Source organism: Kitasatospora sp. NPDC057940 (genome assembly GCF_042887425.1).
Taxonomy (GTDB): Bacteria; Actinomycetota; Actinomycetes; order Streptomycetales; family Streptomycetaceae; genus Kitasatospora.
In genome coordinates, this window is record NZ_JBHVPH010000026.1 from 46,467 (window position 1) to 60,866 (window position 14,400).

Annotated in this window: 11 protein-coding genes and 1 tRNA gene; 2 read left to right on the plus strand and 10 right to left on the minus strand. The window is 73.1% G+C overall.

Annotated features, from left to right (window positions below):
- Positions 1-34 precede the first annotated feature (34 nt).
- The 6 genes from thrB to ACFVTF_RS30280 all read right to left on the minus strand — a co-directional run bounded on the left by thrB (position 35) and on the right by ACFVTF_RS30280 (position 7,517).
- Positions 35-973 (minus strand): homoserine kinase, encoded by a 939-nt coding sequence (thrB, locus tag ACFVTF_RS30255; RefSeq protein ID WP_371517128.1) that lies wholly within the window; start codon positions 971-973, stop codon positions 35-37.
- A gap of 361 nt (positions 974-1,334) precedes the next feature.
- Positions 1,335-2,432: a threonine synthase gene (gene thrC / locus ACFVTF_RS30260; protein WP_063347816.1), complete on the minus strand. Its 1,098-nt coding sequence runs from the start codon at positions 2,430-2,432 to the stop codon at positions 1,335-1,337.
- Positions 2,433-2,441: 9 nt separating this feature from the next.
- On the minus strand, positions 2,442-3,734 hold the full coding sequence (locus ACFVTF_RS30265; protein WP_387817507.1) for a homoserine dehydrogenase: 1,293 nt from the start codon (positions 3,732-3,734) through the stop codon (positions 2,442-2,444).
- A 138-nt stretch (positions 3,735-3,872) separates the two neighbouring features.
- Positions 3,873-5,264, minus strand: a complete 1,392-nt coding sequence (gene lysA / locus ACFVTF_RS30270) for a diaminopimelate decarboxylase (RefSeq protein WP_371517130.1) — start codon at positions 5,262-5,264, stop codon at positions 3,873-3,875.
- Between the two features lie 87 nt (positions 5,265-5,351).
- Positions 5,352-7,013, minus strand: a complete 1,662-nt coding sequence (gene argS / locus ACFVTF_RS30275) for an arginine--tRNA ligase (RefSeq protein ID WP_363581970.1) — start codon at positions 7,011-7,013, stop codon at positions 5,352-5,354.
- An 84-nt stretch (positions 7,014-7,097) separates the two neighbouring features.
- On the minus strand, positions 7,098-7,517 hold the full coding sequence (locus tag ACFVTF_RS30280; protein WP_371522679.1) for a PleD family two-component system response regulator: 420 nt from the start codon (positions 7,515-7,517) through the stop codon (positions 7,098-7,100).
- A gap of 198 nt (positions 7,518-7,715) precedes the next feature.
- Between ACFVTF_RS30280 and ACFVTF_RS30285 the strand changes: the two genes are divergently transcribed.
- Positions 7,716-7,787, plus strand: a tRNA-Arg gene (locus tag ACFVTF_RS30285).
- 109 nt (positions 7,788-7,896) lie between these two features.
- On the opposite strand, the gene ACFVTF_RS30290 is transcribed toward ACFVTF_RS30285, so the two are convergent.
- The 4 genes from ACFVTF_RS30290 to ACFVTF_RS30305 all read right to left on the minus strand — a co-directional run bounded on the left by ACFVTF_RS30290 (position 7,897) and on the right by ACFVTF_RS30305 (position 13,453).
- The gene (locus ACFVTF_RS30290; RefSeq protein WP_387817508.1) at positions 7,897-8,925 is read right to left on the minus strand and encodes a trypsin-like serine peptidase; all 1,029 of its coding nucleotides are present in this window, start codon (positions 8,923-8,925) and stop codon (positions 7,897-7,899) included.
- A gap of 116 nt (positions 8,926-9,041) precedes the next feature.
- Positions 9,042-9,959 (minus strand): carbohydrate kinase family protein, encoded by a 918-nt coding sequence (locus tag ACFVTF_RS30295; RefSeq protein ID WP_387817509.1) that lies wholly within the window; start codon positions 9,957-9,959, stop codon positions 9,042-9,044.
- Positions 9,960-10,040: 81 nt separating this feature from the next.
- Positions 10,041-11,567, minus strand: coding sequence for an MFS transporter (locus ACFVTF_RS30300; RefSeq protein WP_387817510.1), 1,527 nt, complete (start codon positions 11,565-11,567; stop codon positions 10,041-10,043).
- A 179-nt stretch (positions 11,568-11,746) separates the two neighbouring features.
- Positions 11,747-13,453, minus strand: a complete 1,707-nt coding sequence (locus tag ACFVTF_RS30305; RefSeq protein ID WP_387817511.1) for a DUF885 domain-containing protein — start codon at positions 13,451-13,453, stop codon at positions 11,747-11,749.
- Between the two features lie 161 nt (positions 13,454-13,614).
- On the opposite strand from ACFVTF_RS30305, the gene ACFVTF_RS30310 reads away from it, so the two are divergent.
- A complete protein-coding gene (locus ACFVTF_RS30310; RefSeq protein WP_387817512.1) occupies positions 13,615-14,370 on the plus strand; it encodes a TetR/AcrR family transcriptional regulator in 756 nt (251 codons plus the stop codon).
- The last annotated feature ends 30 nt before the right edge of the window (positions 14,371-14,400 follow it).

Genomic DNA, 14,400 nt, shown 5'->3' on the forward strand with positions numbered 1-14,400 from the left:
GGGCCGGGCCGGAAGAGCAGCCCGGACGGGCCGTTCAGCCGTCCAGCGGGAGCACGGTGGCCCCGGTCCGGTCGAGCTCCAGGCGGTGCGCGGCGAACGCCGGGTCGCCGCCGTGGCCGTGGTGCCCGGCGAAGGAGAGCACCTTGTCGGCGCCCGCCTCGTCGGTGAGCGCGAGGACGGTCGGGCCGGCGCCGGAGATCACCGCGGGGACGCCCTCCGCGCGCAGCGCGCCCACCAGGGCGGCGCTGTCGGGCATGGCGGAGGAGCGGTAGTCCTGGTGCAGGCGGTCCTCGGTGGCGGCGAGCAGCAGCTCGGGCCGCCTGGTCAGCGCCTCGACCAGCAGCGCGGCGCGGCCGGCGTTGACGGCGGCGTCGGTCAGCGGGACGGTCTTCGGCAGCAGGCCGCGGGCGGTCTCGGTGAGCACCTCGTCAGCGGGGACGAACACCACCGGGACGACCCGGTCGGAGGGCTCCAGGCTGACCGCCTTGGCCGACTCCTCGTCCGTCCAGGCGATGGTGAAGTTGCCGCGCAGGCAGGCCGCGACGTTGTCGGGGTGGCCCTCCAGCTCGGAGGCGAGGGCCAGCAGCGCGTCGTCGTCCAGCGCGGACGGGCCGCCGATGGTGACCGCGCGGGCGGCCACGATGCCGGCGCAGATCGCGGCCGAGGAGGAGCCGAGGCCGCGGCCGTGCGGTATCCGGTTGGCACAGACCACTTCGAGGCCGCGCGGCTGGCCGCCGAGGCGGTCGAAGGCGGCGCGCATCGAGCGGACCAGCAGGTGGCGCTCGTCGCGGGGCAGCGTGTCGGCGCCCTCGCCGGCGATGTCGATGGAGAGCCCGGAGTCGGCGACCCGGACGACCACGTCGTCGTACAGGCCCAGCGCGAGGCCGAAGGCGTCGAAGCCCGGGCCGAGGTTGGCACTGGTCGCGGGAACCCGGACCCGGACGGCGGCGGCACGGAACGCGGGACCGGCCATGCGGTGGACTCTCCTGGGGAAATCGGGCGGCGCGGATCGCGTCGTCGGTGCGAAGGCGGGGAATGGACCACAGGCCCCGGCGGGGCGGGCGGTCACGGTCGTTGGCGCGGCCTGGAGAAGGCCGGACCCGGGGCATGTGCCACACGGCCGAACCCAGAGTATCGAAGAGAGGTTCCCCAGTGGTACACCCCGTGGTCCTCCGATCTGGTGTGTTGCCGCTTCTGGCCGGAATGCGTACCGGAATCAGATCGGAATGCGCGGCGTAATTGACACAAAAGTGTCACCGGAGAACATCGACGGGCCGACCCCCGAAAGGGTCGGCCCGTCGAGGCGTCGGGCGCCCGCGGGGCCCGACGGCAGGTCAGTCGAGCAGGCCCAGGCGCTGCGCCGCCGCCTCCGGGTCGATCGGGACGATCTGCGGCTGCGGCGCGCCGGCCACCGCCCAGTCCGGGTCCTTGAGGCCGTTGCCGGTCACGGTGCAGACGATGCGCTGGCCCGGGTCGACCAGGCCGGCCTCCGCCTTGGCCAGCAGGCCGGCCACCGAGGCGGCCGAGGCGGGCTCCACGAAGACGCCCTCCTGCGCGGCCAACAGCCGGTAGGCGGACAGGATCTGACGGTCCGTCACCTTGTCGATGAGGCCGCCCGACTCGTCCCGCGCGGCGAGCGCGAAGTCCCAGGAGGCCGGGTTGCCGATCCGGATCGCGGTGGCGATGGTCTGCGGCTTGAGCACCGGCGCGCCGTCCACGATCGGGGCCGAGCCGGAGGCCTGGAAGCCCCACATCCGCGGGGTGCGCGTGGCCAGGCCGTCGGCGGAGTACTCGCGGTAGCCCTTCCAGTACGCGGTGATGTTGCCCGCGTTGCCGACCGGCAGGACGTGGATGTCCGGGGCGTCGCCGAGCATGTCGACGATCTCGAAGGCAGCCGTCTTCTGGCCCTCGATCCGCACCGGGTTCACCGAGTTGACCAGCGCCACCGGGTACTTCTCGGACAGTTCACGCGCGAGGGTGAGGCAGTCGTCGAAGTTCCCGTCCACCTGGAGGATCTTGGCGCCGTGCACCAGCGCCTGGCCCATCTTGCCGAGGGCGATCTTGCCCTGCGGGACGAGCACCGCGCAGACCATCCCGGCCCGCACCGCGTACGCGGCGGCGGAGGCCGAGGTGTTGCCGGTGGAGGCGCAGATGACGGCCTGCGCCCCCTCCTCCTTGGCCTTGGAGATGGCCATCGTCATCCCGCGGTCCTTGAAGGAGCCGGTCGGGTTGGCGCCCTCGACCTTGAGGTAGACCTCGCAGCCGGTGCGCTCGGACAGCACCTGGGCGGGGACCAGCGGCGTGCCGCCCTCCAGCAGGGTGACCACCGGGGTGGCCGCGGTGACCGGCAGGCGGTCCCGGTACTCCTCGATCAGGCCGCGCCACTGGTGGGTGTGCGCGCCTCGGACGACGTTCTCGGCAACGGCGTTCATGGCTGTTCCTTACTCCCCTTCGACCCGCATGATGCTGGCCACGTCCCGCACGCTGTCCAGCGCGCGGAGCTTGTCGACCGTCGCCGACAGCGCGGCGTCGGTGGCACGGTGAGTGACCACGACGAGCGAGGCGTCGCCGTCGCGGCCCTGCTGGCGCACGGTGTCGATGGAGACGCCGTGCTCCGCGAAGACGGACGCGACCTGGGCGAGGACACCGGCACGGTCGTCCACGTCCAGGCTGACGTGGTAGCGGGTGATCACCTCGTCCATCGGCTTGGCGGGCAGCTGCGTGTACACCGAGTCACCGGGACCGGTGGCACCGGCCAGCTTGTTGCGACAGACCGCGACCAGGTCGCCGAGCACCGCGGAGGCGGTCGGCGAGCCGCCCGCGCCCGGGCCGTAGAACATCAGCCGGCCGGCCGCCTCGGCCTCGACGAACACCGCGTTGTACGCCTCGCGGACGGAGGCCAGCGGGTGCGACAGCGGGATCATCGCCGGGTGGACCCGCGCGGTGACGGACTCGCCGTCCGCCGCCCGCTCGCAGATCGCGAGCAGCTTGACCACGCAGCCCATCTCCTTGGCGGAGGCGATGTCGGCGGCCGTCACCTCGGTGATGCCCTCGCGGTAGACGTCCGCCGCGGTGACCTTGGTGTGGAAGGCGATGCCGGCCAGGATCGCGGCCTTGGCGGCGGCGTCGAAGCCCTCGACGTCGGCCGTCGGGTCGGCCTCGGCGTAGCCCAGTGCGGTGGCCTCCTCCAGCGCCTCCGAGTAGCCGGCGCCGGTGGTGTCCATCTTGTCGAGGATGAAGTTGGTGGTGCCGTTGACGATGCCCAGCACCCGGTTGACCTTGTCCCCCGCGAGGGACTCGCGCAGCGGGCGCAGCAGCGGGATCGCGCCCGCCACCGCGGCCTCGTAGTACAGGTCCACCCCGGCCGCGGCGGCCGCGGCGTGCAGTTCGGTGCCGTCCTTGGCGAGCAGCGCCTTGTTGGCGCTGACCACCGAGGCGCCCCGCCGGAACGCCGACAGGATGAGGTGTTTGGACGGCTCGATGCCGCCCACGACCTCGACCACCACGTCGATGTCGCCCCGGTTGACCAGGGCCTCGGCGTCGGTGGTGATCAGGTGCTCGGGCACGCCCGGGCGCACCCGGCCGGCCCGGCGGACCGCGATCCCCGCGAGCTCGACCGGGGCACCGATGCGCGCGGCGAGGTCGTCGGCCGTCGTCGTCATGATGCGCGCCACCTCGGAGCCCACCACACCACAACCCAGCAACGCCACCTTCAGCGGGCGCGTACGCATCATCCGACTCCGCTCTGCATTCTTCGTGCTTCGGTAATTCCGGCGGGATTCTGGGGGCCGCCGGGAACTTCGGTCCGTACCAGTCTCGGGGACTTCCCGCACGGATCTACGGTCGTTCCATGATCTGAGACAAGGATTTCGTCATCCGATATCGAGACGCAGGAGATCCTCCTCCGTCTCGCGCCGGACGATCACCCGCGCGGCGCCGTCCTTGACGGCCAGCACGGGAGGCTTCAGGGCGTGGTTGTAGTTGCTCGCCATCGAGCGGCAGTACGCGCCGGTGGCGGGCACCGCGATCAGGTCGCCCGGGGCCAGGTCGGCCGGCAGGAAGGCGTCCCGGACCACGATGTCGCCGGACTCGCAGTGCTTGCCGACCACCCGCACCAGCATCGGCTCGGCGTCGCTGCGGCGCGACACCAGGGCCACCGAGTACTCGGCGTCGTACAGCGCGGTCCGGATGTTGTCGGACATCCCGCCGTCCACGCTGACGTAGGTGCGCAGGCCCTCCAGCGGCTTGACGGTGCCGACCTCGTACAGCGTGAACGCCGTCGGGCCGACGATCGCCCGGCCCGGCTCCACGCTCAGCCGGGGGGTGTCCAGGTTCGCGGCGGCGCACTCGCGGCGCACGATGTCGGCCAGCGCGGCCGCGATCTCGGCCGGCTCGCGCGGGTCGTCCTCGCTGGTGTACGCGATGCCCAGGCCGCCGCCCAGGTCGATCTCGGGCAGCTGGACGCCGTGCTCGTCGCGGATCTCGGCCAGCAGGCCGACCACCCGGCGGGCGGCCACCTCGAAACCGGCGGTGTCGAAGATCTGCGAGCCGATGTGCGAGTGGATGCCGCGCAGCTCCAGGCCCTCGTGCCCGAGCACCCGGCGCACCGCCTCGGCGGCGGACCCGTTGCCCAGGGACAACCCGAACTTCTGGTCCTCGTGCGCCGTGGCGATGAACTCGTGGGTGTGCGCCTCGACGCCGACGGTGATCCGGATCAGCACCTGCTGGCGGACGCCCTGGCGGGCGGCGATGGCGGCCAGCCGCTCGATCTCCTCGTAGGAGTCGACCACGATGCGCCCGACGCCGGTCTTCACCGCGTGTTCGAGCTCGTCCGCCGTCTTGTTGTTGCCGTGCAGCGCGATCCGCTGCGGCGGCATCCCGGCGGCCAGCGCCACCGTCAGCTCGCCGGAGCTGCACACGTCGAGGTTCAGGCCCTCCTCGTGCAGCCAGCGCACGATCGCCTTGGAGAGGAACGCCTTGCCGGCGTAGAAGACGTCCGCCTCGGTGCCGAAGGCGTCGCGCCAGGCCCGCGCCCGGGCCCGGAAGTCGTCCTCGTCGAGCACGTAGGCCGGCGTGCCGAACTCGGCCGCCAGGGACTTGACGTCGATCCCGCCGACGGTGGCCACGCCCTCGGCGTCGCGGGCGACGGTGCGCGACCAGACCTTGGGGTCGAGCGCGTTCAGGTCGGCCGGCGGGGCGGCGTAGTGGCCCTCGGGCAGCACGTCACCGTGACGGGGGCCTGCGGGGTGTGCGGAGCGAGACATGTCCTCTGCTTCCTTGACCTATGGCGAGGGGCGGCGACGGTCTCCGTTGACCGTCAGCCGCCCCCGCTGCGCACTTGGGGGTGGTGCCTACATCCGCTCGGGCGCCGTGACGCCCAGGAGCGTCAGGCCGTTGGCCATCACCGTTCGCGTGGCCTCGACCAGCCAGAGCCGGGCGCGGTGCGTGTCCGTGAGCTCCTCGTCGCCCTTGGGCAGGAACATGCAGTTCTCGTACAGGCGGTGGTACTTGCCCGCGAGGTCCTCCAGGTAGCGGGCGACCCGGTGCGGCTCGCGCAGCTCGCCGGCCGTGGCCAGGATCCGCGGGAACTCGCCGAGGGCACCGAGGATGTCGTTCTCCCACACGGTGGCGAGCAGCTCGGGCTTGAAGTCCTCCGCCGCGCCCTTGTCGACGCCGAGCTGCGCGGCCTTGCGGGCCACGCCGCACATCCGGGTGTGCGCGTACTGGACGTAGTAGACCGGGTTCTCGTTCGACTGGCTGGTCAGCACGTTGATGTCGAGCGTGATGGTGGAGTCCGTGGGGGACCGCGTCAGGGTGTAGCGGGCGGCGTCCACGCCGATCCACTCGATCACGTCGTCGATCGTGATGATGTTGCCGGCCCGCTTGGACATGCGGACCTCTTCGCCGTCGCGAAGCATCTTCACGAACTGGCCGATCTTGACCTCGATGTTGCGGTTCATGTCGTCGCCCGCGCAGGCCACGATGGCCTTCAGCCGGTTGACGTAGCCGTGGTGGTCGGCGCCCAGCATGTAGACGGAGACCTCGGCACCGCGGTCCCGCTTCGACAGGTAGTACGCGGCGTCGGCGGCGAAGTAGGTGGTCTCGCCGTCGGCCTTGACCAGGACGCGGTCCTTGTCGTCGCCGAAGTCGGTGGTGCGCAGGAAGACCGCGCCGTCCTGCTCGAAGACGTGGCCCTGCTCGCGCAGCCGGTCCATGGCCTTCTCGACCGCGCCGGACTCGTGCAGCGTCTTCTCGGAGAACCAGACGTCGAAGTGGGTGCCGAACTCCTGCATCGAGCGCTGGATCTCGGCCACCATGAGCTTGAGGCCCTCGGTGCGGAAGGCCTCCAGCTGCTCGGCGTCGGGCAGGTCGAGCACGCCCGGGACGCCGTCGGTGATCGCCTTGGCGATGTCGCCGATGTACTCGCCCACGTAGCCGTCGGCGGGGACGGGCTGACCGTTCGCGGCGGCCTTCAGCGAGCCGGCGAACTTGGAGATCTGCACGCCGGCGTCGTTCAGGTAGTACTCGGTGGTGACGTCGGCGCCGCTGGCCCGCAGCACGCGCGCCAGCGAGTCGCCGACGGCGGCCCAGCGGACGCCGCCGATGTGGATCGGGCCGGTCGGGTTGGCGGAGACGAACTCCAGGTTGATCTTCAGGCCCTTGAGCGCCTCGTTGCGCCCGTAGGCCTCGCCCGTCTCGACGATGGTGCGCGCCAGCGCGCCCTGGGTCGCGGCGTCCATGGTGATGTTCAGGAAGCCCGGACCGGCGATGTCGACCTTGGCGACGCCGGTGATCCCTCGCAGGCGGTCGGCCAGCAGTTCCGCCACGGCTCGCGGCGGGCGGCCGGCCGCCTTGGCGAGCTGGAGGGCCACGTTGATCGCGTAGTCGCCGTGGTCCCTGTTCTTGGGTCGCTCGACCGTCACGTGCTCGGGCACGGCGACGGTCAGCTCGCCCGCCTCGACGGCGGCGCTCACTGCGGCCTGGACTGCCTGGGAAAGCTCTGCGGGTGTCACGACGCCAAGCGTAGGCGAGACGGGGTACCCGCCCGCCACCCGGTTTGCCGGTCGGGACGCCCGCGGGCCCTCCCGTCAGCGGTGTCAGCCCCGATCGGTCCGCTCTGTTCGCTCAGGGCGAAACCCGCCCGGCTGTCCCCCCAGGGTCATCAGCCGCCGCACCAGCGCCACCAGATCGGCCGGGTCGAAGGGCTTGCCGAGGTAGCCGTCCACCCCGACGGCCTCCCCCAGGTCCAGATCGGCCGGGGTGCAGGCGCTCACGATCGCGATCGGCAGCCGGCTGGTCCCCGGGGTCGCGCGCAGCCGGGCCGCCGTCCGCAGGCCGTCCAGGCGCGGCATCATCACGTCCAGCGTCACGACGTCCGGCTTCACCCGGCGGACCACCTCCAGGCACTCGGCGCCGTCGGCGGCGGTCACCACCTCGAAGCCCTCAAGCTCCAGGTTGACCCTGATCAGCTGGCGGATCACCTCGCTGTCGTCCACCACGAGGACCCGCCCGGACACTCCCGACACCTCACCGAGGGTATCGGCGCCCCCGCCGCCCCGTCCGGCCTTTGGGCACTTCCACCGCCCCTCGCCGCCCGCCGCCGACGCACCCCGCACCCGCTCCGGCACCCCCGTCGCAAACCCGTGCACGGACCACGCCCGGAGCCTGGTAGTGTTCTTCACGTCGGAGGCCGAAACGCCGACGACACCGAGCAGGCCCCCGTAGCTCAGGGGATAGAGCACCGCCCTCCGGAGGCGGGTGCGTAGGTTCGAATCCTACCGGGGGCACTTCGCAAGGAGTGCAACTGAGGCCCAGATCAGTGGAGTTGATCCACGGATCTGGGCCTTCGTCATGTCCGGGCCCGGTCGGCGGCGCGCGGCGCGGGCCCGGCCTGGCTCAGGACGAGGCGCCCTCGACCTGGGAGACCAGCCCGGCGACGGTGTGGTCGAAGTAGGCGCTGTAGGACACGTCGTCGGTGTCGCCGCCCTGCTGGTAGCCGCCGATGGCGCCGACCACGTCACCGGTGGCGACGTTGATCCAGGGGCCGCCGCTGGTGCCGGACGGGTAGGCGGGGCAGTCGATGACGCGCTGGTAGGTGCTCTGCCGGCCGGTGGTGTTGGTGCACAGGATGGGCTCCTCGGCGTCGCCGGGGTAGCCGTAGAGGCGGACGGTCGCGCCGAAGGGCTCGTCGGCGCCGAGCCGGTTGCCGCCGACCACGTCCTCGACCTTGCGGCCGTTGCTCGGGGCCGTCTCCAGGATGGCGAAGTCCTCGTCCTGGTCGCCCTTCTGGGACCAGCCGGTGGTGGTGTGGACCGCGGTGACCTGCCAGCTGCCGTACGGGGCGGAGCCGTCGCGGTAGCCGGGGACGAAGGTGACGCCGCCGGCGCTGCTGAGGCAGTGCGCGGCGGTCAACAGCAGGTTGCCGCCGGGGCTGTGCAGCACGCTGGCGGTGCAGAAGTGGTTGCCGGCCGCCACGGTGCCGCTGAACAGCGCGCCCACGGTGGCGGCTTCGGGGGTGGCGGCGGCGGTGGCGGTGGTGCCGAGGACGGCGCCGCGGGTGTCGGGGGTGGCCGGCGCGGAGGGCGTCGGGGCGGCCGCCGGGGCGCTGCCGGGGTCGGCGCTCGCACCGGCGCTCGCACTGTCGGCCGGGGCGGCGGACGGGCTGTCGGTCGGGCTGTCGGTCGGAGCGGCGGCGTCGACCGGTGCGGGTGCGGCGGGCGCCTCGGACGCGGGCCCGGTCGCGGCCGGCGCGACGGCGGCCCGGGAGCTGCGGGCCGCCTTCCCGGCGGCCGTCGCGTCGGACAGGCTCAGCCCGTGCGTACCGGTGACCACGGCGGCGACCACCACCGCCGAGAGCGCGGTGAACAGGGTCGGCCCCAGCAGGCTGCGGCGGCGGCGCGACGTCGGGCGGCGGTGCTGACCCATGTCTGTCTCTCCTGCCAGTGGTCGACGGTTTTCCGGGGGCTGCGTGCGATCAACGACTATGCCGTTTCAGCCTGGAAAGGTCGTTACCGGTGGCTGGGATATCCATGAGAAAAAGCTCACCCGGCGGCGCGTAGGCGGTCCAGCGCGCTCCCCAGCTCCTCGGCCCCGATGAAGGCGGTGTGCGTCCCGGCGGCGGTGCAGGTGAAGGCACCGGCGACCGAGCCGGCCCGGGCGCACTCCAGCGGCGGGCGGCCCCGGAACCAGGCGGCGAGGAAGCCCGCGACGAAGGCGTCCCCGGCGCCGTTGGTGTCCACCACCGGGCGGCCCGGGTCGACGGCCGGCAGGTGGTGCACCTCGTCGTCGTCCCGGGTGAGCAGGTAGCAGCCGTCGGCGCCCGCGGTGGCGGTGACGACAGCGGCGCGGCCCTCGGCGAGGATCGCGCGCATCAGCTGCTCGTGCCGGCCGCGGCAGCCGGCCACCGAGAGGAACACCAGGTCCGAGCCGAGCGCGTAGTCACGGTGGTGCGGGTTGGCGCCGTCCCAGTCGTGCAGGTCGGTGGAGGTGGTGCGGCCGAGCCGGTGGAGGTCGGCGTACATGTCCCGGTTGACGCCGGTGATGGAGAGGTGGACGTGCCGGCTGCGCCGCGCGTACGGCAGGTAGAACTCGGGCGGCAGCCGCAGGTCGGCGGGGTGGCGGCCGTCGAAGAAGGAGAACCGGCGGCCGTCGGCGTCCACCAGGTTGACCCCGCGCGGGGTGCCGTGCGGGCTCACCAGGTGCGCGAAGTGCAGGCCGTGGCGCTCGTAGGAGGCGCGGACCAGGGCGCCCTGCGGGTCGTCGCCGAGGAAGTCGAGGAAGGCGGTGCGCAGGCCGAGGCGGTGGGCGCCGAGGGCGACGCCGTTTCCGGTGTGGCCGACGTAGTCGCGGACGGGTCCGACGAACAGCGAGTCGCCGGGCGGGACCTCCAGCCGGTCCACCCGGACGATGGTGTCGACGCCGGAGCCGCCGACGACGAGCAGGTCGAACTCGGGCAGCACGACGGCGCCTCCTCGGTTCCTGGACGGTGGCCAGGAGTCAAGCAGGCGCCGGAGGTTGACTGCAAGGACTTGCTGAAAATTTCAGGGTTCTCGTCGGGGCTCAGCCGGGACGGTCGCGGAGGCGCCCGCGTGCGCCTCACCCGGGCCCACGGTCGTCACCGTGGGCGCCGGCCGGTGGTCGATCACCCGGAAGGCGATCAGCGCGGCCAGCAGCAGGACGCCCGTCGACACCCAGTTCGCGACCACGTAGCCGTGCACCGTGGCCTGGGCCCGTACCACCGGCGACGAGGCGATCCGGGTGGCCAGGAACGACGCGGTGGCACTGGCCGCGACCGTGTTCAGCAGCGCCGTGCCGAACGAACCGCCCACCTGCTGGGCCGAGTTGATGGTGGCCGAGGCCGCGCCCGCCTCGCGCGGGGAGACCCCGAGGGTGGCCAGGTTCATCGACGGCATGAAGACCAGGCCCATGCCGGAGCCGAGCAGCAGCTCGGCGGGCAGCACCGTGCCGGCCCACGGGCCGTCGACCGTCATCCGGGTCAGCCAGGCCATGCCGGCCGCGGCGAGCAGCAGCCCGGGGCAGACCAGGTTCCGGGTCGGCACCCTGGTCATCAGCCGGGCCGCGAAGCCGGTCGAACTGAGCACGATGGCGGCCGTCATGGGCAGGAAGGAGACGCCCGACAGCACCGGGGAGAAGTGCTTGATGACCTGGAGGTAGTAGGTGAGGAAGAGGAACAGGCCGAACATGCCGATCATGGCCAGGCCGACCGAGAGGGCGGCGCCGCCGCGGTTGCGGTCGGCGACGATGTGCAGCGGCAGCAGCGGGTGCGTGGTGCGCCGCTCGACCAGGACGAACACCGCGAGCAGCGCCAGGCCGGCGGCCAGCGAACCGAGCACCAGCCCGTCGCCCCAGGTCCGGGTGACGGCCTCGGAGGTGCCGAAGACGATCGCCAGCAGGCCGCCGCAGCCGAGCAGCGCGCCGGGCAGGTCGAGCCGGACCCGGCGCCCCCTGGCGGCGCTGTCGCGCTCCAGGAGGCCGGTGGCCGCGAGGGCCGCGGCGGCGGCGATCGGGACGTTGACGAACAGGCACCAGCGCCAGTCCAGGTACTCGGTCAGCAGCCCGCCCAGGATCAGGCCGAGCGCGGAGCCGCCGGCGGCGATCGCGCCGAAGACGCCGAAGGCCGTACTGCGTTCCCTGGGGTCCGTGAAGGTGGTGGAGAGCAGCCCCAGGGCCGAGGGGGCGAGCAGGGCGCTGAACCCGCCCTGGAGGGCGCGGGCGCCGAAGAGCATGGCGGAGCCGTCCGCCGAGCCGCCGAGGGCGGAGGCGGTGGCGAAGCCCAGCAGGCCGACGGTGAAGACGCGCTTGCGGCCGAAGAGGTCGCCCAGCCGTCCGCCGAGCAGCAGCAGGCCGCCGAAGGCGAGCGTGTAGGCGGTGATCACCCACTGCCGGTCGGCGTCGGAGATGCCCAGGTCCCGCTGGGCCGACGGCAGCGCGATGTTCACGATGGTGACGTCGAGGACGATCATGAGCTGGGCGACGGCGATGACGGCCAGCGCCCACCAGCGGCGGCTGTCCGCGTTCTCATGACCGGTGGCGGTTTGCGCAGACACTGGTCGGCCTTCCGGAGGGGTACGGAGGGGTCACGCAGTCGGGGATGTCACGCAGTCGCCTTCAAGCGAAGCTCCCGCACGGGCGGATGGCAAGGAAAAACCTCACCAAATCGACCTTTTCGGACCAGAGGACCAGCGGCCCCGGGACTCGCGGACGAGGCCCGGGGCCGGCGACCGCTTTACAGCGCGGACAGCTCGTCGACCAGGTCGTCCAGCCCCAGCGAGCCCTGCGAGAGCGCCGCCATGTGCCAGGCCTTGAGGTCGAACTCCTCGCCGCGAGCCTCGTGCGCCGCCCGCGCCGCCGCCCGGCCGCGCAGCCAGGCGCGCTCGCCCAGCTTGTAGCCGATGGCCTGGCCGGGCATGCCCAGGTAACGGACCAGTTCGCTGTCCAGGTAGTCGGGGGTCAGGCCGCAGTACCGGCCGAAGAACTCCCGGGCCGCCTCCGGGCTGACCGGCTCGCCCGGCAGGTACGGGGAGTCGGCCGGGAAGTCCAGGCCCGCGTGCATGCCGATGTCGACGATCACCCGCAGCGCGCGCATCATCTGCGCGTTGAGGTAGCCGAGGCGGTGGCCCGGGTCGGTGAGGTAGCCGAGCTCGTCCATCAGGCGCTCGGCGTACAGCGCCCAGCCCTCCAGGTTGGCGCTCACCCCGCCCAGGCTGACCTGGTAGGTGGAGAGCCGGTCCGCGACGTAGTTCCACTGCGCGAGCTGCAGGTGGTGGCCCGGGACGCCCTCGTGGTACCAGGTGGAGACCAGGTCCCAGACCGGGAAGCGCTCCCGGCCGAGCGCCGGCAGCCAGGTCCGCCCGGGGCGGCTGAAGTCCAGCGAGGGCGCGCTGTAGTACGGCGCGGCCGCGCTGCCGGGCGGGGCGATCCTCGACTCGACCCGGGTGATCGGCTCGGCCAGGTCGAAGTGGGTGCCCTGGAGGTCCCGGACCGCCCGGTCCATCAGCTCCTGGAGGTACACCCGGGTGGCCTCGGCGCCCTCCACGGCCGGGCCGTCCGACTCCAGCCACTTCATCGCCGCCATCGGGTCGGCGCCCGGGCGGACCTTCTCGGCCTCGGCCTCCATCTGCGCGAGCAGGTCGTGGAACTCGCCCCAGGCCCACGCGTAGGCCTCGTCCAGGTCCAGGTCGGAGCCGGTCCAGAAGCGGACGAAGCGGCGGTAGCGCTCACGGCCGGTGGTGTCGGGGGTGTCGGCGGCGGCCGGGCCGTAGACGTCGCGCAGCCAGTCGCGCAGCTCGGCCAGCGCCTCCCCGGCGGCCAGCGCGGGCCCGGACAGCTCGGCGCGCAGGCCCTCCGGCGCGCCCTGGACGAACTCGCCGAACCAGCCGCCGGGTACGTCCCCCTCCAGCCACTCGCCGAGCTGCCCGACCACGGTGGCCACCTGGCGCGGGCCGGACAGCAGGCCGCGCTCGATGCCGGCGGCCAGCGTCTCCCGGTACTGCGCCAGCGCGAGCGGGACGCGGGCCATCCGGCGGCCGACCACCCGCCACTCGGCCTCGGTGTCGGTCCCCATCAGAGTGAAGACGTCCCGGACCTCGTGCACCGGGGAGCCCAGGTTGCGCACCGCGCGGAAGTTCTCCCCGGCCTCGTGGACGGCGAGGGAGGCGGTCAGCCGCTCGCGCAGCAGCCGGGCGCAGCGGCGCTCCGCCTCGTCCTGCGCGGCGTCGGAGCGTTCGGCCTCGGCGAGGGCCGCCAGGGTGCGGCGGCCGAGGTCGGCGATCGCCTCGGCACCGGCCGGCGAGAGGTCGGGCAGCCGGTCGTCCTCGGGGCTGAACCCCAGGTAGACCGCGGTCAGCGGGTCGAGTTCGGCCAGGGCCCGGACGTAACCGTCGGCGATGCGACGCGGGGTGGTGGCGTCGGAGGTGATCAGTTCTTCAACCATTCGGACATCATGGCGTGGCGGGGGCCGATTGCAAGCCATAACCGGGCGATCGGTGACATGCACCGGTCGAACCCGCCGGGCGGACGCACGCAAACACACGTTCGGGAAACCACCGCACACGACAGGATCCGATCGGGCCCACGCCCATTACGCTGACCGCCATGGAAGCCCGCCCCGCCACGGCAACCGGCCAGGTGCCCGCCCCGGCCGCACCCGGCCCCCGCCCGCGCCGCACCGGCTACCGGCGGCTGCCGGTGCAGCAGCGCCGCGAACAGCTGATCGCGGTCGCCCTGGAGCTGTTCGCCGCCCGGCCGCCCGAGGAGGTGGGCCTGGACGACGTCGCCGAGGCCGCCGGGGCCTCCCGCCCGCTGGTCTACCGCTACTTCGCGGGCGGCAAGCAGCAGTTGTACGAGGCCGCGCTGCGCAGCGCGGCCGACGAGCTGACCAGCCGCTTCGCCGTCCCGCTGGCCGGGCCCCCGTCCGAGCAGTTGGCGGCCGTCCTGGACGGCTACTTCGCCTTCGTGGCCGAGCACGACGCCGGCTACTCCGCGCTGCTGCGCGGCGGTTCGGTGGTGGAGACGGCCCGCACCTCGGCGATCGTCGACGACGTCCGGCGGGCGGCGCTCAAGCGGACCCTGCGGCACCTCGGCGTGCGGGAGGCCGGGCCCCGGCTGACGCTGCTGGTGCGCTCGTGGATCGCGGTGGTCGAGGGCGCGTCGCTGACCTGGCTGGACGAGGGGCGCACGCTGCCGGTGGGCGAGCTGCGCGACTGGCTGGTGGACCAGTTCACGGCGATGGCGGCGGCGACCGCGCTGCACGACCCGCAGACCGCGCAGGTGCTGGCCGTGCTGCTCGCGCTGGAGGGGCCGCAGGCGTCGCGGGCCGAGCGGCTGCGCGAGGTGCTGGCGGCCCGGTGACCCGACCCCCGTGCCCGGGGTCGGGGCGGC